We start from the raw sequence: 23,028 nt of genomic DNA, 5'->3' as shown, positions 1-23,028 counted from the left end.
TGGCGGTGGACAGGCTCTTCACAGCCCACCTCTTTCGCCGGGGTCGAAGAGAAATGCCTCGACCGCATCCACCTGTTCGTCCGCCACCAGCGTCGGGGCGTGCCCCACCCCGCTCCACTCCACCACCTGCGCGCGGGGCCCGCGTTGCGACATGGCTTGCGCCGTAGAGGGCGAGAGCAGATCCGATTGCGCGCCGCGAAGCAGCAGCGTGCGCGCACTGATCTGTTCATACAGCTGCCACAACTGCGCCTCACCGGCAACAGCGGCCTCCTGCGTCATCGCGCGAAACGGCTGGGCGATGGCCGGGTCGTAGTGCAGCACGAACCCACCCTCGGGCGCAGGCCGGAGCATGGCGCGCGACAACGCCAGCCACTGCGCCGGCGTATGGGGGCCGAAGCTGGAGGAGATCGTCCACAGGGCATCGGCTGCCTGCTGCTCCGTTTCGAAGTGGGCGGGCCGCCCGAGGTACTGGCCGATGCGCTGGAGCGCACTCCATTCGATCACCGGCCCTACATCATTCAGGACCAGCCTGCGCACCGGCACGGGAAGCGGCAGGCCCGGCTGGCCGCACAGCGCCATGCCGATCAGCCCGCCCATGCTGGTGCCCACCCAGTCCAGATGCTGGATGGGAGCGCGGCCATGCACGTCGGCCAGCAGTGCCAGCATGTCGGCGGCATACACCGGCACCTGATAGGCCATGGGGTCGGCGAGCCAGTCGCTGCGGCCGCGACCGGCCACGTCGGGACAGATCACCCGGGCATGACGGGACAGACGGCGGGCGAGCACATCGAAATCACGCCCCTGGCGCGACAGGCCATGCACGCAAACCACCACATGGGGATGGCCCGGCTGGCCCGTCGCGTTCCATTCCCAATACGCCATGCGATGGCTGGCGGCTGCATCGTCCGCCGAGCCCTCCTTTGCAGCGATTCCAGGGCAATTCACGTAATTCAGCGTAGGCTCGGTCATGGGAACGAATTCGTCGCGGGGGCGCTCGATAATGGTTGCGTTCATCCTAATTCATTCGGAGAGACTCACATGCTTCAAGGCAAAACGGCCCTCGTCACCGGCTCCACGAGCGGCATCGGACTGGGCATCGCCAAGGCGCTCGCGCGCCAAGGCGCCAACGTCGTCCTCAATGGTTTCGGCGATGTGGACGGCCCCCGTGCCGAGGTGCTGGCGGCCGGCGAAAGCCATGGCGCGCAGGTGGCCTACCACGGGGCCGACATGGGCCGCGCAGCGGACATCGAGGACATGATGAAGTACAGCGCCAGCCAGTTCGGGCGCGTGGACATCCTGGTCAACAACGCAGGCATCCAGCACGTGGCGAACGTGGAGGATTTTCCCGTCGAGAAGTGGGATGCCATCCTGGCGATCAACCTGACCAGCGCCTTCCACACCTCGCGCCTGGCCCTGCCTCCAATGAAAGCGGCCAACTGGGGCCGCATCATCAACATCGCCTCGGTGCACGGGCTGGTGGCTTCGGCCCAGAAGGCGGCCTATGTGGCAGCCAAGCACGGCATCGTGGGCCTGACGAAGGTCACCGCATTGGAAACCGCCACCACCGGCGTGACCTGCAATGCGATCTGTCCCGGCTGGGTGCTCACGCCGCTGGTTCAGAAACAGGTCGATGCCAAGGCGGCCGACCAGGGCCTGTCGAACGAAGACGCCAAGAAGCAGTTGCTGAGCGAAAAGGAACCCTCGCTGCAGTTCACCACGCCCGAAGAACTGGGTGAACTGGCGGTGTTCTTCTGCTCGCCGGCGGCCAACAATGTCCGCGGCGTCGCCTGGAACATGGACGGTGGCTGGGCCGCCCAGTAAGAACGAAAAGCCTTAACCGCCCGATCACCGGCGCCCTGCCCTGGCATCCAGGGAAGGAGGCTGTCCGGCACGGGCGTCAGCCAGCCAACCCCTCAGCGCAGTTGCACGGCGCCGGAGACGTTCACCACCACCTGCGCCTTGCCGGCTTCCACCGGTACGGGCGCATCGGCGGACATCGACGACATCTTGGCCTCCATGGCCATCATGCGCGGCCGGGGGCCGGGGATCATCTCGTTGCTGTTCACCGCCACCTCCCGCAGCGTGTAGCCGCTGAAGCCGAAGCCGCGCGCCAGTTCATTCGCACGGGCCTTGAATTGCTCGATGGCCTTGGTCTGCGCCTCGCCCTCCACCTTCTCGCGGGCCTCGCGCGACAGGTCGAAGGCGATCTGGCTGATCGGCATGGACTGGATCTTGCCGGCGGTGGTGGTGATGCGCGAGAAATCACGGCCCTGCAGGATCAGCTCGGCCCGGCCCTGCCAGCCGTTGATCTTGCCCTCCTTGCCATAGCGCGGGTACATGCCGAACGCGCCGGTGCGCACATCCATCTGGTCCGGCTGGGCAGAGCGCTTGGCCTCCGCCAACGCGGAGTCCAGCGCTTGCTTGAGCTGCGTCTGCACCGTGGCTGCATCGGCACCTTCCTTGCTGGTGGCCAGCGTGAGCACCAGCAGGTCCTGCTGGACATCCACGGTGCCGGTCGCGGACAGCTGCAGCACATTCTGCGGTGGCGGCATCACGGCGTTTTGGGAGAAAGCGGCGCCAGCGCACACCAGAAAAGCACCTGCAGCTATTATTTTGATAGCAATTTTCATGATCGGAATCCTTGTGAAGAGAAAGTGGGCGGGTGCATCGGACACCCTTGAAACGCTACGTTAACCGGTCCGGATCAATCGGCGGTAAAGGCCCGATAGCGTCTGTGCGTGGTGGGGCAAAACTTGTAACAGTTGGTCAGGTATCTGGCAAAAAGCCGAACTTCGGGGTTCAAGGTGGTCAGAATCGGCTCTGTTACAAATAGGACTTGGGAAACAAATGGCCTCAACAACCAACCGTACCGACAAGATTCTCGTGGTGGATGACGACGCCCGCATTCGCGATTTGCTGCGGCGCTATCTCACGCAAGAGGGCTTCGAAGTCATGGTTGCGGAAGATGGCAAGGCCCTCAACCGCATTCTGCTGCGCGAAACCGTGGACCTCATCGTGCTGGACCTGATGATGCCCGGCGAGGACGGCCTCTCGATCTGCCGCCGCCTTCGCGCCGCCAACGATCGCACTCCCATCATCATGCTGACCGCCAAGGGCGAGGACGTGGACCGCATCGTGGGCCTGGAAGTGGGCGCCGATGATTACCTGGGCAAGCCGTTCAACCCCCGCGAACTGCTGGCCCGCATCCACGCGGTGCTGCGCCGCCGGCCGCCGCAAGAGGCGCCGGGCGCTCCGTCGGGCGACAACGAGGTCGTCACCTTCGGTCCTTTCACCTTTGATCTGGGCACGCGCGCACTGCAGCGCAGCGGCGAAGAGCTGCCACTCACCACCGGCGAGTTCGCCATGCTGAAGGCGCTGGTCCGCCATCCACGGCAACCGCTGTCGCGGGAAAAGCTGGCCCTGCTGGCGCGCGGCCGCGAGTTCGAGCCGTTCGACCGCAGCCTGGACGTGCAGGTGTCCCGCCTTCGCAAGCTGGTCGAGGTGGACGCCGCGGCGCCGCGCTACATCCAGACGGTCTGGGGCGTGGGCTACGTGTTCGTGCCGGACGGCACGAGCTGATCTCCCTTTTGCCGAGGGCCGCGTTTTCTCCGTGGCGCCCTCTGCCCTTCGGCAATTTCCCGATGATTCTCACGACATGAGCGCCAACTACGAAGCAGCGTCGTCCGACGCCACCAGCCCCGCCCCCCTGGAGGCCCCCGTGTACCTGCGGGCGCAGCGTGCACGGGTGGGGCTGAACCTTTTTTGGCGCACGTTCTTCCTGCTCGCGCTGCTGCTGGTAGGCAGCATCCTGGCCTGGCTGCAGACGCTGCGGGCGCTGGAGTTCGAGCCGCGCACGCTGCAGACGGCGCAGCAGATCGCCTCGCTGGTGAACCTGAGCCGCGCGGCGCTGGTGCATGCCGATGCGATCGCGCGCGTCTCGCTGATCAAGACCATGGCCGACCAGGAAGGCGTTCGCATCCTGCCGCGCGAGCCGTCCGACCGCTTCGACCTGCTGGACGCCTCGGCGCTCGGCATGCGGCTGACCGAAGAGCTGACCACCCGCCTGGGGCCGGGCACCATCGTGGCGAGCAACGTCAATGGCGAAAGCGGCTTGTGGGTAGGCTTCACGATCAACGGCGACCCCAACTGGCTGCTGATGGACCGGTCCCGCTTGAGCGCGGCCGGCGGCAAGACGTGGATGATCTGGCTCATCACCGCCGCGGCCCTGTCGCTGGCGGGTGCCGCAGCCATCGCGCGCCTGATCAACCGGCCGCTCAAACAGCTGTCGTATGCCGCCAACCGCGTGCGCGACGGCGACTTCGCCGCCAGCCAGCTCGACGAAGAAGCCGTGACCAGCGAAATCCGCGAGGTGAACATCGGCTTCAACCGCATGGCGCAAAAGCTCGCCAAGCTGGAGCAGGACCGCGCCGTGATGCTGGCGGGCATTTCGCATGACCTGCGCACGCCCCTGGCCCGCCTGCGGCTGGAAACCGAAATGAGCGTGTCGGACAACGTGGCCCGCGAACACATGGTGGCCGACATCGTGCAGCTCGACGCCACCATCGACAAGTTCCTCGATTACGCCCGCCCCGACAACGTGACCCTGAACCCGGTCAACCTGCATGGCGTGGTGTCGTCGTGCGTGTACGCCGTGCAGGACCACCGCGAACTGCAGATCTCGATGAACGTGCCCGAGGACCTGAACGTGCTGGCCGACGAGGTCGAACTGGCGCGCGTGATCTCCAACCTGCTCGAGAATGCCCGCCGCTACGGCAAGACGCACGACAGCGGCACGGCCACCGTGGACATCGCGGCCAAGGGGCGCGAGAAGTGGGTGCTGATCAAGGTGCGCGACCATGGCCCGGGCGTGCCGCCGGAGCAGTTGGCCAACCTGACCAAGCCGTTCTTCCGCGGCAATTCGGCCCGCACGGCGGCCGCCGGCGCGGGCCTGGGCCTGTCCATCGTGGACAAGACCGTGCAGCGCATGGGCGGCATCTTCGCCCTGGCCAATTCGGGATCGGGTGGGCTGGTGGCCCACATCCAATTGCAGCGGGCGACCGACCTGCCCGGCGGCAAGGACCCCAAGCAGCGCCTGCAGCGCCCGCAGATCAAGCGCAACCTGCCCCCGCGCCGCCCTAAGCCGGCGAAGGCTTGACGAACAGCAGCGTCGCGGCCCGGGCCTCCATGGCGAGGCCCTGGCCCACCGGGCCGAGCCGCTCGGCGGTCTTGGCCTTGACGTTGACCTGCCCCTCCTGCAGCGACAGCGCCTGCGCGATGCGGGCCCGCATCGCGGGGATGTGGGCGGCCAGACGCGGCGCCTGCGCGATCACCGTGCTGTCGATGTTGCCGATCTCGTAGCCCTGCGCACGCACGCGCCGCGCGGCCTCCACCAGCAGCGCCACCGAATCCGCGCCTTTGAACGTGGGGTCGGTGTCCGGGAAGTGGCTGCCGATGTCCCCCAGCGCCGCGGCGCCCAGCAGCGCGTCGGTGATGGCGTGCAGCAGCACGTCGGCATCGGAATGGCCGAGCAGGCCCATGGTGTGCGGCACGTCCACACCGCCGATGACGAGGCGGCGCCCCGGCACCAGCGCATGCACGTCCCAGCCTTCGCCGATTCGGATGTTCATCGTTCGCGTTCCTGCAGGCGCTGCGCGCGCCTAAAAAATCGTCTTGCCCGGCACGGCCGAGGCTTCGCCCCGGGCGCCGCCGAAGCGGTCCAGGGTGGCGGCATGCATGCGCTGCGCCAGCACCGCTTCGGCCAGCGCGAAGTCGGCCGGGTAGGTCACCTTGAAGTTCTGCGCGCCGCCCGGCACCAGCCGGGGGTGCAGGCCCATGGCCTCCATGGCGCTCGCTTCGTCGGTGGCCGCCGGGCCCAGGTGCTCCAGCGCCTGCCGCAGCGGCCCGAGGCGGAACATCTGGGGCGTCTGGGCGAGCCACTTGTCGGTGCGGTCCACCGTGGAGGACACGCGCACGCCGCCCGGGCCGTCGATCGCGGTCTTGAGCGTGTCGGCCAGCTTGTGGGCCAGCAGCCCGCCCACGGCGTCGTCGGCGCAGGCGTCGATCAACGCGTCGATCTGCGCCGTGGTGACCAGGCAGCGGGCCGCATCGTGCACCAGCACCCAATCTTCGGGCAGCGCGCCGCGCTCTTGCAGCACGCGCAGGCCGCCCAGCACCGTCGCCGCGCGGGTAGAGCCCCCGCAAGGTGCCACGAAGAAGGTGGGCTGCGGCTGGCCGTCGAAAAACGCATCGCCCGGGGCCACGGCCACCAGCGTGCCCAGCAGCCGGCCCACACCGGCGAACGCGGCCAGGGTGTGCAGGACCATGGGATGCCCGGCCACCGGCTGGTACTGCTTGGGCAGCACCGGCACCTGGCCTGGCGCCACCCGGTCGATCCCCGAAGGCTGCGCCACCGCACGGGCGCCCACGCCGGCACAGGGCACCAGGGCCCAGAAACGCCCCTGGCCGGAGAGCGGTGGCGGCGAAAGGTGCGGGAGCAGATCGGTCATGGGGCGGCCATTGTAGGAGGGGCGGGCGTCCCCATCTGACAACGTGCGCCGAGAGCACGCCCGCCTAGAATTGCCACTCGCCCGCACCGCCCGACCGCCGCGCACACCGCGCCCCCGGGGCCGGTGTCCCGGCCCCGACGCACCGCCACCCGCATGGACCTCCCCAAACTCATCCCCGGAAAACGTTTCACCCTGCCACGCCCGGTGGGCAGCGCCGATGCCCTGCTGCTGGCGCGCCTGGGCGAGCGAGAGAAAGCCGCGCGGCGCACCACCGCCATCGTGACGGCCGACGCCACCGATGCGCGGCGCCTCATCGACGAGATGGCGTTCTTCGCCCCCGAGCTGCGCTGCGCGCTGTTCCCCGACTGGGAGACGCTGCCCTACGACACGTTCTCCCCGCACCAGGACCTGATCAGCGAGCGCCTGGCCACGCTGTGGCGCATCAGCCAGGGCGACGCGGACGTGGTGCTGGTGCCGGCCACCACGGCGCTGTACCGGGTGGCGCCGCCCTCCTTTCTCGCGGGCTACACCTTCCACTTCAAGGTCAAGCAGAAGCTGGACGAGGCGAAGTTCAAGGCGCAGCTCACGCTGGCGGGCTACTCCCACGTGTCGCAGGTGGTGAGCCCGGGCGAGTACGCGGTGCGCGGCGGGCTGATCGACCTCTTTCCCATGGGCTCGCTGGTGCCTTACCGCGTGGACCTGTTCGACGATGAGATCGACAGCATCCGCACGTTCGACCCGGACAGCCAGCGCAGCCTGTACCCCGTGCCGGAGGTGCGCCTGCTGCCGGGCCGCGAATTCCCGATGGACGACGACGCGCGGGCCAAATTCCGCAGCCGCTGGCGCGAGATGCTGGAGGGCGACCCGACCAAGAGCCGCATCTACAAGGACATGGGCAACGGCGTGGCCACCGCGGGCATCGAGTACTACCTGCCGCTCTTCTTCGACGAGACGGCGACCGTGTTCGACTACCTCGGCGCCGAGGCCACCGTGGTGCTGCACGGCGATCTGGAGCCGGCCTTCCAGCGGTTCTGGCAGGACACCAAGGACCGCTACCGCCTGATCCAGGGCGACCCAGACCGCCCGGCCCTGCCGCCGGAAGCGCTGTTCCTCACCACCGAGCAGTTCTACACCCGTGCCAACGCGCACCCGCAGCTCGCCTTGCGACCGGGCGTGGAGGACATCGCCGACAACGCCCATTTCCAGAAGCTGGGCGACCTGTCGGTGGCGCGCGGTGCCGAAGACCCCCTGGCGCGCCTGCACGCCCACATCCGCAACACCCCGCACCGCGTGCTGCTGCTGGCGGAAAGCGCCGGGCGGCGCGAGAGCCTGCTCGATTTCCTGCGCGCCTCTCAGTTGAGCCCGCCGGCCTTCGACTCGCTGGCCGAGTTCCAGGCCCATGCCGAGGAGAAGGTGGGCATCGCCACGGCCGCCGTCACGACGGGCTTCAGCTGGCTCGGCGACGGCATCGACTTCGTGACCGAGACGGAGCTGTTCGCCGCTGGCGCCACCACGCGCCGGCGCAAGAAGCAGGAGCAGGTGAGCGATGTCGAGGCGCTGATCAAGGACCTGTCCGAGCTCAACGTGGGCGACCCGGTGGTGCACAGCGCGCACGGCATCGGCCGCTACCACGGGCTCATCAACATGGACGTGGGCCAGAAGAACCCCGACGGCACGCCCGCGCTGCAGGAATTTCTGCACCTCGAATACGCCGACAAGGCGGTGCTGTACGTGCCCGTCAGCCAGCTGCAGCTCATCAGCCGCTACACGGGTGTGAGCGCCGACGAGGCGCCGCTGCACAAGCTGGGCAGCGGCCAGTGGGAGAAGGCCAAGCGCAAGGCGGCCGAGCAGGTGCGCGACTCCGCGGCCGAGCTGCTCAACATCTACGCCCGCCGCGCGGCGCGCGAAGGCCACGCCTTCCGCTACTCGCCACAGGACTACGAGCAGTTCGCCAACGACTTCGGCTTCGAGGAAACGGCCGACCAGAACGCGGCCATCCACGCGGTCATCCAGGACATGATCTCGCCCCGCCCCATGGACCGCCTGGTCTGCGGCGACGTGGGCTTCGGCAAGACCGAGGTGGCCCTGCGCGCGGCCTTCGTGGCCGTCACGGGCGGCAAGCAGGTGGCGTTCCTCGCACCCACCACGCTGCTGGCCGAGCAGCACTACCAGACGCTGATGGACCGCTTCGGCAAGTGGCCGGTGAAGGTGGCCGAGGTGTCGCGCTTCCGTTCGGGCAAGGAGATCACCTCTGCCATCAAGGGCATCGGCGACGGCACGGTGGACATCGTGGTGGGCACGCACAAGCTGCTCTCCGAATCCACCCAATTCCACAACCTGGGCCTGCTCATCATCGACGAGGAGCACCGCTTCGGCGTACGCCACAAGGAGCAGATGAAGGCGCTGCGCGCCGAGGTGGACGTGCTGACCCTCACCGCCACGCCCATCCCGCGCACGCTGGGCATGGCGCTGGAGGGCCTGCGCGACCTGTCCGTGATCGCCACGGCGCCCCAGCGGCGCCTGGCCATCAAGACCTTCGTGCGCAACGAGGGCACGGGCGTGATCCGCGAGGCCGTGCTGCGCGAGCTCAAGCGCGGCGGGCAGTGCTACTTCCTGCACAACGAGGTCGAGACCATCGAGAACCGGCGCCAGAAGCTGGAAGAGATATTGCCCGAGGCCCGCATCGCCGTGGCCCACGGCCAGATGCCCGAGCGCGAGCTGGAAAAGGTCATGCGCGATTTCGTGGCACAGCGCTACAACATCCTGCTGTGCTCGACCATCATCGAGACCGGCATCGACGTGCCCACGGCCAACACCATCATCATGAGCCGCGCCGACAAGTTCGGTCTGGCGCAGCTGCACCAGCTGCGCGGCCGCGTGGGCCGCAGCCACCACCAGGCCTATGCCTACCTGATGGTGCCGGACATCGAGGGCCTGACCAAGCAGGCCGCGCAGCGGCTCGACGCCATCCAGCAGATGGAGGAGCTGGGCAGCGGCTTCTACCTGGCCATGCACGACCTGGAGATCCGCGGCGCGGGCGAAGTGCTCGGCGAGAACCAGAGCGGCAACATGCTGGAGGTGGGGTTCCAGCTCTACAACGAGATGCTGTCGGAGGCCGTGCGCTCGCTCAAGGCGGGCAAGGAGCCCGACCTGCTGGCGCCGCTGTCCGTCACCACCGACATCAACCTGCACGCGCCCGCGCTGCTGCCCAATGACTACTGCGGCGACGTGCACCTGCGCCTGTCGTTCTACAAGAAGCTGGCCACCGCCAAGACCACCGACCAGATCGACAGCCTGCTGGAGGAGATCGTGGACCGCTTCGGCAAGCTGCCGCCGCAGGCGCAGACCCTGATCGACGTGCACCGCCTGCGCTGCATGAGCCAACCCTACGGCGTGGTCAAGGTGGATGCGGCGCCCGGCGTGATCCACATCACCTTCAAGCCGCAGCCGCCGATCGATCCGATGAACATCATCCACCTGATCCAGAAGAACAAGCACATCAAGCTGGCCGGCAACGAGAAGCTGCGCATCGAACGCGAACTGCCCGAGGCCAAGGACCGGGTGCAGATGGTGCGCGACGTGCTGCGCAGCCTGGGGCAGCCGCTGGCGCAGGGCGCGGCCGCCTGACGGATGGCTTGGGACGGTGCCGTGGTGAGCGGCATGCCATGCGCGGTGTTCGGTGCCTTCCGGCCGGGGCGCCCCGCCATCTGGCCGGACCCTTTGCATTCAGAGCGAAACGTGCCCTGAGCGCAATAAGTACTAGGGCATATAGCTATAAAAATAATAGCATCCGACATGCCAATCGCTGGCGCACGCGCCAGCACACCGCGAACGGGTGCAGGAATTGCTTGGACGATGGCACGCGCCGGGATGGCACCGGCGGCCATTCGTTCCAACCGATCCAAGGAGTCCGCCCATGCGTGTTGCACGCCCGATCCCGGCATTTTTCTGCGCCCTCGGCCTCGTGGCCACGGCAGCGCCCGCGCTGGCCCAGGGCACCTACCCGGACCGCCCGGTGAAAGTGATCGTCGCGCTCCCCGCTGGCGGCAGCACCGACATGATCGCGCGCATGGTGGGCCAGAAGATGGCGGCCGAACTGGGCCAGCCGTTCGTGGTGGACAACAAGGCGGGCGCTTCGGGCCAGATCGGCACGCCCATGGTGGCCCGTGCGGCGCCGGACGGCTACACGATCATGGTGTCGCCCGCGTCGTTCCTGACCACCAACAAGAGCATCTTCAAGACCCTGCCCTATGACCCGCAGGCCGACTTCGTGCCCATCACCAAGCTGGTGAACCAGCCGATGGTGCTGGTGGCCAAGGACGCGCAGAAGTTTCCGAGCGTGGCCGCCGTGCTGCAGGCGGCCCGGGCCGCGCCGGGCCGGGTGACCTATGCATCGTCGGGCGACGGCAGCCCGCAGCACCTGGCGGCGCTGATGTTCGGCACCCGCACGCAATCGAGCATGCTGCATGTGCCGTACAAGGGCGGTGCCCCGGCCATCAACGACACGCTGGCGGGCAACGTGGACCTCATGTTCGCCGTGCTGCCCGAAGCGTTGCCGCACATCCAGTCGGGCAAGCTGCAGGCGCTGGCGGTGATGAGCGCGCAGCGTTCGGCGGTGCTGCCGCAGGTGCCCACCATGGCGGAAAGCGGCGTGCCGCAGGTGGAGCTGTCGGCCTGGGTCGGCCTGCTGGCACCGGCCAGGACGCCGCAGCCCGTCATCGACCGGCTGCGCAGCGCCGCCCACGCCGCCTTGGCGGGCGACACCCAGACCCGGCTGGCGGCCAGCGGCATGGAAGTGGCGCCAGGCACCACCCAGCAACTGCAGGACACCATCGCCGCGGAAATCAAACTGCACGCCGAACTGGTCAAGGCGGCCGGGCTGGCGCCCCAGTGAAGCAACGAGGCGGGAGCGGCAGCGATCCCGGCAAAGGCAGGCAGCGGCAGGCGACCTGGGGATAATCCCCGCTGTGTCCCGGAACGCCGCCGCTGCGCGCCGGGCAGTCCCCTCCCCTTCCCTTTGTCTTCGCCGCAGGATCTTTCCTCCCCCCATCCATGAGTGCCGCCACCGAATTCGCTCCCGGCCTTGTCGTCCAAGGCCTCTCCACCCCGCTGTCCCTGTCGGACTTCAAGCTCATCGCATTCGACATGGACTCCACCCTGATCAACATCGAGTGCGTGGACGAGATCGCCGACGCGGCGGGCCGCAAGGCCGAAGTGGCCGCCATCACCGAAGCCGCCATGCAGGGCCTGATCACCGACTACAAGGAAAGCCTGCGCCAGCGCGTGGCCCTGCTGCGCGGCGTGACCGTCGGGCACCTGGAACACGTGTTCGCCGAGCGGCTGCGCTTCAACCCCGGCGCCAAGGAACTGGTGGCCGCGGCCCGCTCCGCGGGCTTGACCACGCTGCTGGTCTCGGGCGGCTTCACGTTCTTCGCCGACCGGGTCCGCGCCGGGCTGGGCATCGATCTCGCGCGGTCGAACCAGCTGGAGGTCGAGGACGGCGTGCTCACCGGCCGCATGGTGGACCAGGCCTGGGGCGACATCTGCGACGGCGCCGAGAAACGCCGGACGCTGCTGGAAGTGGCCTCGCTCCTGGGCATTTCGCCCAGCCAGGCCATTGCCGTGGGTGACGGCGCCAACGACCTGCCCATGATGGGAGCCGCGGGCCTATCGGTGGCCTACCACGCCAAGCCGGCGGTGCGGGCCCAGGCCAAGGTGGCGATCAACGAAGGCGGGCTGGATCGCCTGCTGGAAGTGCTGCGCTGACGCCCTGGCGTGCCCATCGGCGCGCCACCCCGATTGCTATTTTTTCAATAGCAACCAAGCCAAACGATACTAGGACATCAGCCTCTTTTCATTCGAATTGCGATCCGCTGGATCGCATAAGAGAATCGCTCGTTATATCGATATGAAAATAAAAGAATGGCGCATGCCCGCGCCCTTCACTACATTCACGTCTTCCAACGGCGCGCGCTGGGGCGTCCGCCGACCGATCCAACCGACTGAAATGAAAGCCCTCTCCATGCTGAAGAAAACGCTGTCCGCCATTGCCGTTGCCACCCTGGCCTTCTCGGCGCATGCCGCCGATGTGCTCAAGGTCGCGGCCTCGGCGGTGCCGCATGCGGAAATCCTGAACTTCGTGAAGCCGCAGCTCAAGGCCCAGGGCGTGGACCTGCAGGTCAAGGAATTCAGCGACTACATCCAGCCCAATGCCGCGGTGGAAGACAAGCAGCTGGACGCCAACTTCTTCCAGCACCAGCCCTACCTGGACAGCTACAACAAGGACCGCAAGAGCAGCATCGTCGCCGTGCCCGACGGCAAGGTGCACGTGGAGCCCTTCGGCGCCTACTCCCGGAAGATCAAGGCCGTGGGCGAACTCAAGGAAGGCGCTCTGGTCGCCATCCCCAACGACCCGTCCAACGCTGGCCGCGCGCTGATCCTGCTGCAAAAGCAGGGCCTGATCGAGCTGAAGGACCCCAAGAACATCACGGCCACCCCGATCGACATCGTGAAGAACCCCAAGAAGCTCAAATTCCGCGAACTCGAAGCCGCCCTGCTGCCGCGCGCGCTGCAGGACGTGGACCTGGCGCTCATCAACACCAACTACGCCATCGAGGCCAAGCTCAACCCCACCAAGGACGCGCTGTTCATTGAAGGCGCTGACTCACCCTACGCCAACCTGGTGGCCGCGCGCGCAGACCGCGCCAACGACCCCCGCATCCAGAAGCTGGTGAAGGCGCTGCACACGCCGGAAGTGAAGAAGTTCATCCAGGACAAGTACCAGGGCGCCGTGGTGCCCGCGTTCTGAGGGCGGACCAACGTCGCGCCTGCGGCCCGCACGCACCGGCACACGCGGCGATGCGTGCGGGCCGCGTCGCCTGCAGACGGCCGTCGCCTCCGTTGGCCAGCGCCATCAGCGCACCGGCGCTTTGAGCCGCCGGACTCCGATGGGGCTCAGAACACCATGCCCCCAGCAACGTCGATGGTCGTTCCGGTGACCCATCCACCGCGCTGCGACACCGCGAACGCCACGGCGTCGGCGATGTCCGCCGGCGTCCCCACCCGGCCGAGCGGCGTCTTGCCGACCAGCATGTCGACCATTTCCTTGGGGGCATCGGCACTGCCTTCCGTTTTCACGAAGCCCGGGGCGATGCCCACCACCCGGATCTGGCGGGGTCCAAGCTCTATGGCCAGCGAACGCGTCAGCGTGTCGACGGCGCCCTTGGTGGCCGAGTAGGCATGCACCACCGGGTAGGGACTCTTGGCCAGCCCCGAACTGATGTTGACCACGACGCCACCCGCCGGCAGCACGCGCGCAGCAGCCTGCGTGGTCAAAAGCAAACCCCGCACGTTGAGCGCGAAGTGGTCATCGATGCTGTCCGCCGTCAGCGAATCCAGCGAGTCCATGCGGTAGATGCCCGCATTGTTCACGAGGATGTCTAGCCGACCGAACTGTGCAAGGGCAGCATCGATCAACGGCTGGATCTGCGATGGCTGCGAGAGGTCTGCCTGCGCGGCGACTGCCCGGCCACCGGCGGCGGTGATGCGGCGCACAACGGCGTCCGCGTCCGATGCGGCGGTGGCGTAGTTCACGACGATGGACGCGCCATCGGCGGCCAGTCGCTCGGCGATGCCGGCACCGATGCCTTTGGACGAACCGGTGACGATCGCGACCTTGCCTGAGAGTGAGCTCATGGATGTTCCTTTGGGGTGATGAGGGTGGAGGAATGAAGTGTTGGGATTCCCATCGGCGCCGGGCCGGAGAAGCGCCAACGATAGGCACAACGTCGCTTCAGATAAATGGGCGCTCGCGGCATGCGGCATGAAGCAGTGCTTCACAATCGGCGCCATGTCCCCCGATCTCCTTGCCCCCATTGCCGCGTTCGCGCGCGTTGCGCACCATGCGAGCTTCACCCGGGCCGCCACGGAACTGGGTGTGTCGCCGTCGGCGCTGTCGCAGACGATCCGCAAGCTGGAAGCCAGTCTGGGTGTGCGGCTGCTCGACCGTTCGACGCGGCGCGTCGGCGTCACTGAACTGGGCCAGCGGTTCCTGGCACAGGCGCAGCCGAGCCTGGCGTCGTTGGCGCTTGCCATCGAAGGCATGAACGAGTCGCGGGACAGGCCGTCAGGGCTGCTGCGGCTCAATGTTTCGCGCACCGCCGCCGACATCGTGGTGCTACCGCACCTGCAGGCGTTCCTCGCGGAGTTCCCGGACATCACGCTCGACCTGCATTGCGACAACGCGCTGCTCGACATCGTGGCTGGCGGCTTCGATGCCGGCATCCGACTGGGGGAGTATCTGGCGCAGGACGTGGTGGCCGTGCCCATCGGCGGGCGGCAGCGCATCGCAACGGTGGCGTCCCCCCGTTACCTGCAAGGACGCGCCTTGCCGCAGGTGCCCCAGGACCTGGCCGGCCATCGCTGCCTCAACGTGCGGCTGGGCGGAGGGATCTACCGCTGGGAATACACGAACAGGGGGCGCGCGGTCGAGGTGGAAGTGCAGGGGCCGCTGATCTCGAACGACGGAGACATCCTGGTCGCGGCAGTGCGCGCCGGCGCCGGTATCGCCTGCGTGTTCGAAGTGCAGGTGGCCGACGACATCGCCGCAGGCCGGCTGATGCCGGTGCTCAAGCCCTGGTGGCCGACCTTTCCGGGCTTCTACCTCTACCACCCGAGCCGCACCCACGTGCCGCGCAAGCTGCGCGTGTTCATTGACTTCCTGCAGGCCCGCGCGAAGCCCTGAAGGCCGCGCCACGCTGCACCAAGCGGGCAGCACAGCGTTCGAGCGAAGGCGCTGCGGCTCGGTGATCCGCACGTGGCGGCACCGCCGCCGGCGCGCTCACTCGCTCGCTCGCCGGATCAATCGCCCTGCAGGCTGCGCGCCACCCACCACGCCAGCGCAAACATGGTGGCACCCGTCAACGTGTCGAGCACTCGCCACGCGCGCGGATTGGCGAACACGTGCTGCAGCCGCCGACCCGCGAAGGCCAGCACGAGAAACCACAGCAGGCTGGCGCAGGCGGCACCCACCACGAAGACCCACTTCAGGCCGCCATCCTGCCGCGCGCCAATCGACCCGATCAGCACCACGGTGTCCAGGTACACGTGCGGATTGAGCAGCGTGATGACGGCCAGCGCGCCGACGACGCCCAGTGCACTGCGTTCAGCCCGCCCCGTGGCGGCCAGCGCCGCCTGCGGCGCGCAGAACGCCCGGTGCCACGCAAAGCATCCGTACGCGAACAGGAACACCGCCCCGCCCAACGTCAGGCACCACGCCAGCGTGGGCGATCGGCCCAGCAGCTGCGCCATGCCGGCCACGCCCACCGCCACCAGCAACGCGTCGCTGATGACGCACCAGGCAATGCAGGCGCGTACATGGCGACCCTGCACGGCCTGGCGCAGCACAAACAGGTTCTGTGCGCCGATGGAGACGATCAACGTCAGGCACACCGTGAATCCGGCCAGCCACGAGGCGGAGACGGAAGCGGCAGAAAAGGAGGGGGGCGAGGCGATCCACATGGGTGAATTGTCCGAACCGCATTGATTTAAGTAAACTTAAATTCTCTAAGCAATATGAAGCAAAACTAATGCTGGACTACGCCGGCCTGGAAGCCTTGGCGGCCGTGGTGCGCGAAGGCAGCTTCGAGCGCGCTGCGCGCAAGCTGCACGTCACGCCCTCGGCCATCTCGCAACGCGTGAAGCAGTTGGAGGAGCGCGCAGGCCAGGTGCTGGTGCTGCGCGGAACGCCGTGCACGGGCACCGACGCGGGCCGCCGGCTCTGCCTGCACGTGGAACAGGTGGCCTTGCTGGAAAACGAACTGCGCCGTGCCAACCCTGCGTTGATGCCCGACACCCAGGCGCCAGCCCCCACATTGAAGCTGGCGGTGAATGCCGACTCCCTGTCGACCTGGTTCATGGACGCGATGGCGGCCTTCACCGCCGGCGGCAACGAGCTGCTGGACATCCGCATCGACGACCAGGAACACACCGCCCAGCGACTGCGCGAAGGCGAAGTGATCGCCGCCGTCACCGCCAGCGCCGGCAGCATCGCGGGCTGCAACACCTGGCCGCTGGGCGCCATGCACTATGTGGCGGTCGGCAGCCCGCCATTCGTGGAGCGCCACTTCAGCGGCGGCGTGACGCCCGAGACCGCGGCGCTCGCGCCCATGATGGTCTATGGCCGCAACGACCGCCTGCAGGACCAGTGGCTGCAGCGCCAGGGCCTGGCCTCGCGCCGCCACCCGCCCCGCCACTTCATGCCGTCCAACCAGGGCTTCCTGCGCAGCTGCGAGGTCGGCATGGGCTGGGGCATGCACCCCACCGTGCTGATCGAACGGCAACTGGCCGATGGCACGCTGGTGGAGCTGCGGCCGCAGGCGGGGATGGACGTGCCGCTGTACTGGGCGCTGCCGCGCTCGGCCCAGGCGGGGCTGGAGCGGCTCACGCGCTGCGTGATGGCGGCGGCGGGGGCCTGGCTGGGCGACGGCACGGCGCGACCATCGCTTGCTGCGCGTCAAACCCCTTGACGCCGGAACGGGCATGCTCTGCCCCGGCCCGGTCCAACCCACCCGAACACCCGACTTCAACCACCGCGCAGCCCCGCGCACCGATCCGATGGATTCAACCGCTCCCCTTCAGCCCCCCGTCCGGCACACCCTGGACCTGGCGGGCATCACCGACCTCGTGCACGGCTTCTACGCCGACGTGCGCGCCGATGCCCTGCTGGGCCCCGTGTTCGACGCGGCGCTGCAGGACCGCTGGGAGCCGCACCTGGCGCGCATGGTGGACTTCTGGAGCACGGTGGCGCTGGGCAGCCGGCGCTACCGCCGCAACGTGCTCGCGCGGCACGGCGCGCTGGAGGGCGTGACGCCGGCGCATTTCGCGGCCTGGGTGGGGCTGTGGCGTCAGCACACCGAGCGCTGCTTCGCGCCGGAGGTGGCGCATTCGCTGCAGCAGGCCGCGCACGGCGTGGCCCGCGCGCTGTTCCGCAAATGCTTTGGGCACCTGCCGGCCTTCGACAGGCCGGCCGGCGGCCACTGAGGGCGCGCGCGGCGGCGGTTCAGCGCCGGGTCGCCGGTCCCTGCCCGGCCTGGGCGCGCAGCGGCTCCAGCAGGGCCGACAGGCCGTTGTGGTCGATCTCGTGCATGAGGGCCAGCAGCCGGCCCAGATCGCCGCGCGGAAAGCCCTCGCGGGCGAACCAGTTCAGGTAGTTGCCCGGCAGGTCCGCAATGGCGTGGCCCTTGTACTTGCCGTAGGGCATCTGGACGGTCAGCAGGCGCTGCAGTTGTTCCGGGTCCATGGCGGCGCCTCTCAGCCCCCGGCCCGCTTGACGGCGTGGCCCCGTTGCCGCAGCACGTCCATCACGCGCTCGACATGGTCGCCCTGCACCTCGATCACGCCGTCCTTCACGGTACCGCCGCTGCCGCACGCGGCCTTGAGCTGCTTGCCCAACAGCGCCAGCGCAGCCTCGTCGAGCGCCACGCCCTTCACCACCGTGACCGCCTTGCCGCCCCGCCCCTTGGTCTCGCGAGAGACCCGCACGGTGCCATCGCCCACCGGCACCGCGCGGGCCGCCTGGCAGGCGCACTGCGCCACGGGCTGGCGGCAGCCGGGGCACATGCGGCCCGATTCGGTCGAATAGACGAGGCCGCCCAGGTCGCTCAGGCGCATGGCGGCACCCCCTGGGCTTTGAAGAAAACGGCGGCAGTGGCAATCAGGCGCATGGCGAGGGACCCGGGGCGCGGGCGAAGGACGGCGGGCAAAAAGTGAAGGCAGGAAATGAGGCAGGAAAGGCCTCGAAGACCGCGAATTATCCGCATCCCGCCCCAGGGCGGCACAATCGCGGGTTCCCTCCTTCGCGCCCCGGTGCGCGCCTGCCATGCCTTTTGCTTCCCTCGGCCTCTCGCCCGCCCTTGTCCACGCCGCCGATGCGATGGGCTTCACCACGCCCACGGCGGTCCAGACCGAGGCCATTCCGGCCGTTCTGCGCGGCGCCGACGTGCGGGCCTGCGCGCAGACCGGTTCGGGCAAGACCGCCGCCTTCGCCTTGCCGCTGCTGCAGCAGTGCCTGCCGCACACGCTGGCCCAGGCCGGCCGGGGCGCGCGCCGCGTGCGGGCCCTGGTGCTGGTGCCCACGCGCGAGCTGGCGGAGCAGGTCGGCGAGGTCCTGCGCGATCTGGCCCGGCACCTGCTGCCGCAGCGCCTGGCGGTTGCCGTGGTGTTCGGCGGCGTCTCCATCAACCCGCAGATGATGGGCCTGCGCAGCGGGGCCGACATCGTCGTCGCCACGCCGGGCCGCCTGCTGGACCTGGTGGACCACAACGCGGTGGCGCTCTCCGCCGTGCAGACCCTGGTGCTGGACGAGGCCGACCGCCTGCTCGACTTAGGCTTCGCGGAGGAACTGAACCGCGTGCTGGCCCTGTTGCCCGTGGAGCGGCAGAACCTGCTGTTTTCGGCCACCTTCGCGCCGGCGGTGGCCGCGCTGGCCGACGGCCTGCTGCGCGAGCCGGTGCGCATCGAGATCGCCCACTCGCCCGAGACCACGCCCGACATCGCCCAGCGCGCCATCGCCGTGGACCCGGGCCGGCGCACCCAGCTGCTGCGCCATCTCGTGCAGACGCACGAATGGTCGCGCGTGCTGGTGTTCGTGGCCACGCAGTACGCGGCCGAGCACGTGGCCGAGAAGCTCTACCAGGCCGGCATCTTCGCCTCGCCCTTCCATGGGGGGCTGAGCCAGGGCGCGCGCAAGCAGGTGCTGCAGGAGTTCAAGGACGACCGCTGGCAGGTGGTGGTGACGACCGACCTCGCCTCGCGCGGGATCGACATCGCGCAACTGCCCGTGGTGGTCAATTTCGACCTGCCCCGCTCGGTGACCGATTACGTGCACCGCATCGGCCGCACCGGCCGCGCGGGCGAGACCGGCGTGGCCGTGAGCTTCGTCAGCGCCAGCACCGAGGCGCACTGGCGCCTGATCGAAAAGCGCCAGCGCATGGCCCTGCCGCTGGAGCAGATCCCCGGCTTCGAGCCCACCGAAGCCGCGCCGGCCGCGCCACCGGGCAACGGCGGCATCAAGGGCAAGCGCCCGAGCAAGAAAGACAAGCTGCGGGCGGCCGCGGCCCGCCAGGGCCAGGAGAACGGTGGCACGGACGACTGAGTAACCGTCTTTCAAGTCAAGCGCCGTGAAGCGATTGATCCCAAGGCTTGTTGGTTTTGACCATGGCGTTCCCAGGTCAGTTGCGGCAGCAGCCGGCTGGCGGACAACTGGCCCGCCAGGGTGTAGCTGCGCTGCTCGGTCAGGCCGAAGGCCGGCCACTTCCAGCCGGTGGGCTGGCCCAGCGGGTTCCAGGTGATGGCGGTGAGCAGCGGCTGTCCGTTCCATTGCATCCCAGTGAGCTGGCCCGTGGCGTCGTACTGGTACTGCAGCTTCTTGCCGCTCGCGTAGGTGAGGGTGGCGATCTGCCCGGCTCCGCCATTGCGGGCGCCGTCCGGCCCTGCCGGCACATAGGCCTGGGCCAGGGTGCGGCTGTCGCCGTTGGCCAGCACCTGGGTGCGGGCGGTGACCCGGCCCAGCGGGTCGCGCTGCCAGCGCGTGGTGACGCCCGCGTCCTGGATTTCGCTCAAGGACCCGATGCTGGCCTGCGGCGTGCCGGGGGCGTTGTAGCTGGCGCCGGTGAGGTCGTACCGCCACACGCTCTGCTTGCCGTCCTTGAAGAGGATGCGCGTCAGGCGCCCCGCCGCGTCCCGCGTGAGCCCGGTGGTGCGGCCCAGCGCATCGCTCAACTGCGTGGGGCGCCCCAGTGCGTCGTATTGCACGTTGGCCGCGCCGCTGTCGGCCGAGGTCTCCCGCGTGGCGTTGCCCCGGATGTCGTTGGCATACGTGGTGGCCACGCCCGCGAAGTCCTTGGCGCCCTGCACCGCGCCCAGGCCGTCGTAGGACAGCGAGGCGACCTTGCCCAGGGGGTCGGTGATTTCCGCGACGCGGCCCAGGGGGTCGGTGGCGTACCGGTAGCGCTGGCCCAGGGCGTTCTCGGCGGTGAGGCGCTCGCCGTTGGGGCCGTAGGCGTAGCGGTCCACCTGGCTGCCTGCCTTGACGGTTTCCAGCTGGTTGGCGGCGTTGATGCCCCGCTCCTGGCGCCACACGGTCTGGCCCGCGGCGTCTTTGACTTCCTGCAGGATGACGTTGTTGAACAGGTCGTACCCATAACTGCCCGAGGCGCCCCGGTTGTCCTTCCACGAGGCCAGCCGGTGCGCGCTGTCGTAGGCGTAGTCGATCTGGTAGCCGTCCGGCTGCGTCGTGCGGGACCGCTTGCCGATGGCGTTGTACTGGTGGGTCCATTGCATCCCGAGGACCGAGACGTTGCCGAGCAGGTTCCAGGGGTTGTTGCCATAGGCGTACTGGATTTCCAGGCCGTTGGGCAGGAGCTTGCCCACCAGGCGGCCATCGCTGTAGCTGTGGCTGGTGCGCCGCCCGAACGGGTCGGTGGATTCGAACAACAGCGGCGTGTCGCTGTGGTAGGTGTATGTGCGCCGCACGCCCAGGGCATCGATTTCGGCGGTGACCAGGCCGCCCTGGTATTCCCATCGGCGGACGGCGGCACGGGCTGCGCCGTCGGGCAGGCTGGCGTCGTACACCCGCTCGGTGAGGACGTTGCCGTCCGCGTCGTAGGTGTATTCGGTGACGCGGTGGCCATCGGTGACCTTGACCGGCAGGCGGTAGGTGGGGTGCCACTGCGTGGCGACCCGGCGCTCCTGCGCGGTGCCCTGGGCGTGGGTGGCCAGCAGGGGCAGCTGGCGGTCGTTGTCCCATTCGTAGGTGGTCTGGCGGCCAGCGAAGTCCACCTCCGCCGTGACGAGGCCGGCGGCGTTCTGCACCCGGCGGTTGACCGGGCGGTAGGCCAGCCCCGGCGCCGACGAGGCACTGGTGACGGCCAGCGCCTTGTTCTGCACGGTATAGCCGTACCGGCGGATCTGGCCGAGCGGGTCTTTCACGCCGACCTGGCCCGAGGCGATGTCGGTGTAGTCGAACTGGTGCGCCAGGGCGTCGCCCGCATGCGCGGCCTTGAGCGTGCGGCCCAGCGCGTCGTAGCTGAACTGGGCGAAACGGCTGCCGTTCTCATCGACGATGGCGGTCAGCAGGAACGGGTTGCCGGTGTCTTCGTACAGGTAGGTCTTCTGGTACTGGTCCTGCAGGCGGGACGACACCAGCCGGTCGCCCACGCCGTCCTGGTAGCTGTACCGGTAGGTGGTGGTTTGGTAGTCCGGCGTGATGATCTGTTCGATCAGCCGCTCGCCCCAGACGAGGGTGAGGGTCTTGCCGAAGGCGTTGGTGATGGTGGTCAGGCGCCCGTAGGTGTACCCGTAGGTGGTGACCCAGCCGTTGCGCGCCCTGCGGCTCAGGAGCTTGCCCGCGCTGTCGAAGGTGAGCACGGAGTCGTCGCTGGCGTTCCGAAAGCGCCACAGGCCATCGGCCTGGGCCAGCGTGTCGCTGCGCTGGTCGCCCACCCAGTCCTGCTGGGCGCCCGCGCGCTGAAAGCCCCGCTCCTCGCCGTTGCCGAAGAGGACGGTCGCCACGCCCTCGGACACCCGCAGGCTGATGGCGTGGTTGTGCCCCCACTGGCGGCCGAAGCCCCGGCTGGCGCGGGCGGAGTCCAGCGCCCAGTGGCTGCGGTAGATGCGCACGAAGTCCAGACTGCCGCCCCACGGGTCCTGGTGGTCCACGATCTCCTGGAAATTCTCCCCGGTGGCGGGAATAACGGGGTCGCCCACGCACATGCCGTCCTGCCCGCCAGGGAACACGGAGACACCCCGGTAGCCGTCGCCGGGCGGCGGCACTGGGGGTGGCGGCGGCGGCAGGGGCGGCGGGGGTGGGGGAGGAGGTGGCGGCGGTGGGGGTGGCGGCGGGGGCGGTGGTGGCGGATCGGGGTCGATCAATTGCTTGGGGCCGCACCAGCCGCTGATTTCCGAGTCGCGGACATCCCCGCGTTCCGCATTCCGGCAGACACAGGAGAATTTGTCGGTGGCGATGTCGTATTTGGGCCGGCTTTCGGTCCAGCCCGCCGGGTTGTAGAGGTATTCGGGGTGCTCGTTCGTGGGCCGGTTGCAGATGGGCATGATGCTGGGGCCGAACCCTTCCACGTTCTCGCAAGGATCGGGACCCAGGGAAGGAATCCCTGTACAGAAATTGCGTCCATAGCTCGACCGCGCGCAAAACTGGGTCGGCCCATATCCGGCTGGCAACGCGCCGCACACGCCCGCCACCGTGCTGGACAGCACCGTGTATCGCATCACGGGCGCCAGCGGGGCCTCTACGTCGATGCCATACCCAAACGGCTTGCTTCTGTCGATCCCCCCTGCCTCTGCCACGCCCCAATAACCCATGGCCTGCAATGCGATGCAGGCGGCCCATACAACCCTCATGAATCCCTCTCCCTTTTGATTTTGAGTTACGCATTTTATCGACTGCGCAGGAACCCAAACATCGAGATACAGGGAGTTACATTACCCGCAACCCGCCCTGAAAATG

At 68.4% G+C, this 23,028-nt stretch carries 20 protein-coding genes; 11 read left to right on the top strand and 9 right to left on the bottom strand.

The window, feature by feature from the left end; translation table 11 throughout:
- Positions 1-18: 18 nt before the first annotated feature.
- Complete coding sequence (locus R1Z03_RS19005; protein WP_317360429.1) at positions 19-969, bottom strand: alpha/beta hydrolase; 951 nt, start codon at positions 967-969, stop codon at positions 19-21.
- Between the two features lie 69 nt (positions 970-1,038).
- Here R1Z03_RS19005 and R1Z03_RS19000 point away from each other — a divergent pair, with 69 nt between their 5' ends.
- Positions 1,039-1,821, top strand: a complete 783-nt coding sequence (locus R1Z03_RS19000) for a 3-hydroxybutyrate dehydrogenase (RefSeq protein ID WP_284424867.1) — start codon at positions 1,039-1,041, stop codon at positions 1,819-1,821.
- Positions 1,822-1,913: 92 nt separating this feature from the next.
- Here the strand turns inward: R1Z03_RS19000 and R1Z03_RS18995 are convergent, their stop codons facing one another.
- Positions 1,914-2,630 carry an SIMPL domain-containing protein gene (locus tag R1Z03_RS18995; protein ID WP_317353947.1) on the bottom strand — a complete coding sequence of 239 codons (717 nt, stop codon included), beginning with the start codon at positions 2,628-2,630 and terminating at the stop codon, positions 1,914-1,916.
- A gap of 217 nt (positions 2,631-2,847) precedes the next feature.
- Here R1Z03_RS18995 and ompR point away from each other — a divergent pair, with 217 nt between their 5' ends.
- The gene (gene ompR / locus R1Z03_RS18990) at positions 2,848-3,579 is read left to right on the top strand and encodes a two-component system response regulator OmpR (protein WP_272564091.1); all 732 of its coding nucleotides are present in this window, start codon (positions 2,848-2,850) and stop codon (positions 3,577-3,579) included.
- A gap of 76 nt (positions 3,580-3,655) precedes the next feature.
- Positions 3,656-5,155: a sensor histidine kinase gene (locus tag R1Z03_RS18985; protein ID WP_272564092.1), complete on the top strand. Its 1,500-nt coding sequence runs from the start codon at positions 3,656-3,658 to the stop codon at positions 5,153-5,155.
- Here R1Z03_RS18985 and ispF read toward each other — a convergent pair.
- Positions 5,136-5,627, bottom strand: coding sequence for a 2-C-methyl-D-erythritol 2,4-cyclodiphosphate synthase (ispF, locus tag R1Z03_RS18980; RefSeq protein WP_284399393.1), 492 nt, complete (start codon positions 5,625-5,627; stop codon positions 5,136-5,138). The genes R1Z03_RS18985 and ispF overlap by 20 nt on opposite strands.
- Positions 5,628-5,657: 30 nt before the next feature.
- The gene (locus R1Z03_RS18975) at positions 5,658-6,506 is read right to left on the bottom strand and encodes a 2-C-methyl-D-erythritol 4-phosphate cytidylyltransferase (protein WP_317353939.1); all 849 of its coding nucleotides are present in this window, start codon (positions 6,504-6,506) and stop codon (positions 5,658-5,660) included.
- Between the two features lie 153 nt (positions 6,507-6,659).
- Between R1Z03_RS18975 and mfd the strand changes: the two genes are divergently transcribed.
- From mfd to R1Z03_RS18955, 4 genes are all read left to right on the top strand, one after another.
- Entirely contained in the window at positions 6,660-10,133 is a 3,474-nt protein-coding gene (mfd, locus tag R1Z03_RS18970) for a transcription-repair coupling factor (RefSeq protein WP_317353937.1), read from the top strand.
- Between the two features lie 289 nt (positions 10,134-10,422).
- Complete coding sequence (locus R1Z03_RS18965; RefSeq protein WP_317353934.1) at positions 10,423-11,400, top strand: tripartite tricarboxylate transporter substrate binding protein; 978 nt, start codon at positions 10,423-10,425, stop codon at positions 11,398-11,400.
- A 158-nt stretch (positions 11,401-11,558) separates the two neighbouring features.
- Entirely contained in the window at positions 11,559-12,272 is a 714-nt protein-coding gene (gene serB / locus R1Z03_RS18960; protein ID WP_272564097.1) for a phosphoserine phosphatase SerB, read from the top strand.
- A 256-nt stretch (positions 12,273-12,528) separates the two neighbouring features.
- The gene (locus R1Z03_RS18955; RefSeq protein ID WP_284409001.1) at positions 12,529-13,314 is read left to right on the top strand and encodes a MetQ/NlpA family ABC transporter substrate-binding protein; all 786 of its coding nucleotides are present in this window, start codon (positions 12,529-12,531) and stop codon (positions 13,312-13,314) included.
- 146 nt (positions 13,315-13,460) lie between these two features.
- Here R1Z03_RS18955 and R1Z03_RS18950 read toward each other — a convergent pair whose 3' ends face one another.
- On the bottom strand, positions 13,461-14,201 hold the full coding sequence (locus R1Z03_RS18950) for an SDR family NAD(P)-dependent oxidoreductase (RefSeq protein WP_284428829.1): 741 nt from the start codon (positions 14,199-14,201) through the stop codon (positions 13,461-13,463).
- 154 nt (positions 14,202-14,355) lie between these two features.
- Between R1Z03_RS18950 and R1Z03_RS18945 the strand changes: the two genes are divergently transcribed.
- Positions 14,356-15,249 carry a LysR substrate-binding domain-containing protein gene (locus tag R1Z03_RS18945; protein WP_317353930.1) on the top strand — a complete coding sequence of 298 codons (894 nt, stop codon included), beginning with the start codon at positions 14,356-14,358 and terminating at the stop codon, positions 15,247-15,249.
- Between the two features lie 116 nt (positions 15,250-15,365).
- Here R1Z03_RS18945 and R1Z03_RS18940 read toward each other — a convergent pair whose 3' ends face one another.
- Positions 15,366-16,025, bottom strand: a complete 660-nt coding sequence (locus tag R1Z03_RS18940) for a LysE/ArgO family amino acid transporter (RefSeq protein WP_284428831.1) — start codon at positions 16,023-16,025, stop codon at positions 15,366-15,368.
- Positions 16,026-16,093: 68 nt separating this feature from the next.
- On the opposite strand from R1Z03_RS18940, the gene R1Z03_RS18935 reads away from it, so the two are divergent.
- Positions 16,094-17,032 carry an HTH-type transcriptional regulator ArgP gene (locus R1Z03_RS18935; RefSeq protein WP_317353927.1) on the top strand — a complete coding sequence of 313 codons (939 nt, stop codon included), beginning with the start codon at positions 16,094-16,096 and terminating at the stop codon, positions 17,030-17,032.
- 88 nt (positions 17,033-17,120) lie between these two features.
- Positions 17,121-17,546: a group III truncated hemoglobin gene (locus R1Z03_RS18930; protein ID WP_317353924.1), complete on the top strand. Its 426-nt coding sequence runs from the start codon at positions 17,121-17,123 to the stop codon at positions 17,544-17,546.
- 19 nt (positions 17,547-17,565) lie between these two features.
- Here R1Z03_RS18930 and R1Z03_RS18925 read toward each other — a convergent pair whose 3' ends face one another.
- Together R1Z03_RS18925 and R1Z03_RS18920 are read right to left on the bottom strand one after the other, a co-directional pair.
- Positions 17,566-17,805, bottom strand: a complete 240-nt coding sequence (locus R1Z03_RS18925; protein WP_284408989.1) for a DUF3820 family protein — start codon at positions 17,803-17,805, stop codon at positions 17,566-17,568.
- Between the two features lie 11 nt (positions 17,806-17,816).
- Entirely contained in the window at positions 17,817-18,176 is a 360-nt protein-coding gene (locus R1Z03_RS18920; RefSeq protein WP_317353920.1) for a translation initiation factor Sui1, read from the bottom strand.
- A gap of 208 nt (positions 18,177-18,384) precedes the next feature.
- On the opposite strand from R1Z03_RS18920, the gene R1Z03_RS18915 reads away from it, so the two are divergent.
- Entirely contained in the window at positions 18,385-19,659 is a 1,275-nt protein-coding gene (locus R1Z03_RS18915) for a DEAD/DEAH box helicase (protein WP_317353917.1), read from the top strand.
- 11 nt (positions 19,660-19,670) lie between these two features.
- Here the strand turns inward: R1Z03_RS18915 and R1Z03_RS18910 are convergent, their stop codons facing one another.
- The gene (locus R1Z03_RS18910) at positions 19,671-22,922 is read right to left on the bottom strand and encodes a DUF6531 domain-containing protein (RefSeq protein ID WP_317353914.1); all 3,252 of its coding nucleotides are present in this window, start codon (positions 22,920-22,922) and stop codon (positions 19,671-19,673) included.
- Positions 22,923-23,028 lie beyond the last annotated feature (106 nt).

Source organism: Acidovorax sp. BLS4 (assembly GCF_032929295.1).
Taxonomy (GTDB): domain Bacteria; phylum Pseudomonadota; class Gammaproteobacteria; order Burkholderiales; family Burkholderiaceae_C; genus Paracidovorax.
Note: the sequence above shows the minus strand (reverse complement) of the source record. Positions and strands in the feature narration are given on the sequence as shown.

Bases quoted from the DNA above. Each gene is read 5' to 3' on its own strand.
- R1Z03_RS18955 (WP_284409001.1), top strand. From the start codon at position 12,529: ATGCTGAAGAAAACGCTGTCCGCCATTGCCGTTGCCACCCTGGCCTTC.
- serB (WP_272564097.1), top strand. From the start codon at position 11,559: ATGAGTGCCGCCACCGAATTCGCTCCCGGCCTTGTCGTCCAAGGCCTC.
- R1Z03_RS18910 (WP_317353914.1), bottom strand. From the start codon at position 22,922: ATGAGGGTTGTATGGGCCGCCTGCATCGCATTGCAGGCCATGGGTTAT.
- R1Z03_RS18930 (WP_317353924.1), top strand. From the start codon at position 17,121: ATGGATTCAACCGCTCCCCTTCAGCCCCCCGTCCGGCACACCCTGGAC.
- R1Z03_RS18985 (WP_272564092.1), top strand. From the start codon at position 3,656: ATGAGCGCCAACTACGAAGCAGCGTCGTCCGACGCCACCAGCCCCGCC.
- R1Z03_RS18920 (WP_317353920.1), bottom strand. From the start codon at position 18,176: ATGCGCCTGAGCGACCTGGGCGGCCTCGTCTATTCGACCGAATCGGGC.
- R1Z03_RS18975 (WP_317353939.1), bottom strand. From the start codon at position 6,506: ATGACCGATCTGCTCCCGCACCTTTCGCCGCCACCGCTCTCCGGCCAG.
- R1Z03_RS18995 (WP_317353947.1), bottom strand. From the start codon at position 2,630: ATGAAAATTGCTATCAAAATAATAGCTGCAGGTGCTTTTCTGGTGTGC.
- ompR (WP_272564091.1), top strand. From the start codon at position 2,848: ATGGCCTCAACAACCAACCGTACCGACAAGATTCTCGTGGTGGATGAC.
- R1Z03_RS18940 (WP_284428831.1), bottom strand. From the start codon at position 16,025: ATGTGGATCGCCTCGCCCCCCTCCTTTTCTGCCGCTTCCGTCTCCGCC.
- mfd (WP_317353937.1), top strand. From the start codon at position 6,660: ATGGACCTCCCCAAACTCATCCCCGGAAAACGTTTCACCCTGCCACGC.
- R1Z03_RS19000 (WP_284424867.1), top strand. From the start codon at position 1,039: ATGCTTCAAGGCAAAACGGCCCTCGTCACCGGCTCCACGAGCGGCATC.
- R1Z03_RS18945 (WP_317353930.1), top strand. From the start codon at position 14,356: ATGTCCCCCGATCTCCTTGCCCCCATTGCCGCGTTCGCGCGCGTTGCG.
- R1Z03_RS19005 (WP_317360429.1), bottom strand. From the start codon at position 969: ATGACCGAGCCTACGCTGAATTACGTGAATTGCCCTGGAATCGCTGCA.
- R1Z03_RS18935 (WP_317353927.1), top strand. From the start codon at position 16,094: ATGCTGGACTACGCCGGCCTGGAAGCCTTGGCGGCCGTGGTGCGCGAA.
- R1Z03_RS18915 (WP_317353917.1), top strand. From the start codon at position 18,385: ATGCCTTTTGCTTCCCTCGGCCTCTCGCCCGCCCTTGTCCACGCCGCC.
- ispF (WP_284399393.1), bottom strand. From the start codon at position 5,627: ATGAACATCCGAATCGGCGAAGGCTGGGACGTGCATGCGCTGGTGCCG.
- R1Z03_RS18965 (WP_317353934.1), top strand. From the start codon at position 10,423: ATGCGTGTTGCACGCCCGATCCCGGCATTTTTCTGCGCCCTCGGCCTC.
- R1Z03_RS18950 (WP_284428829.1), bottom strand. From the start codon at position 14,201: ATGAGCTCACTCTCAGGCAAGGTCGCGATCGTCACCGGTTCGTCCAAA.
- R1Z03_RS18925 (WP_284408989.1), bottom strand. From the start codon at position 17,805: ATGGACCCGGAACAACTGCAGCGCCTGCTGACCGTCCAGATGCCCTAC.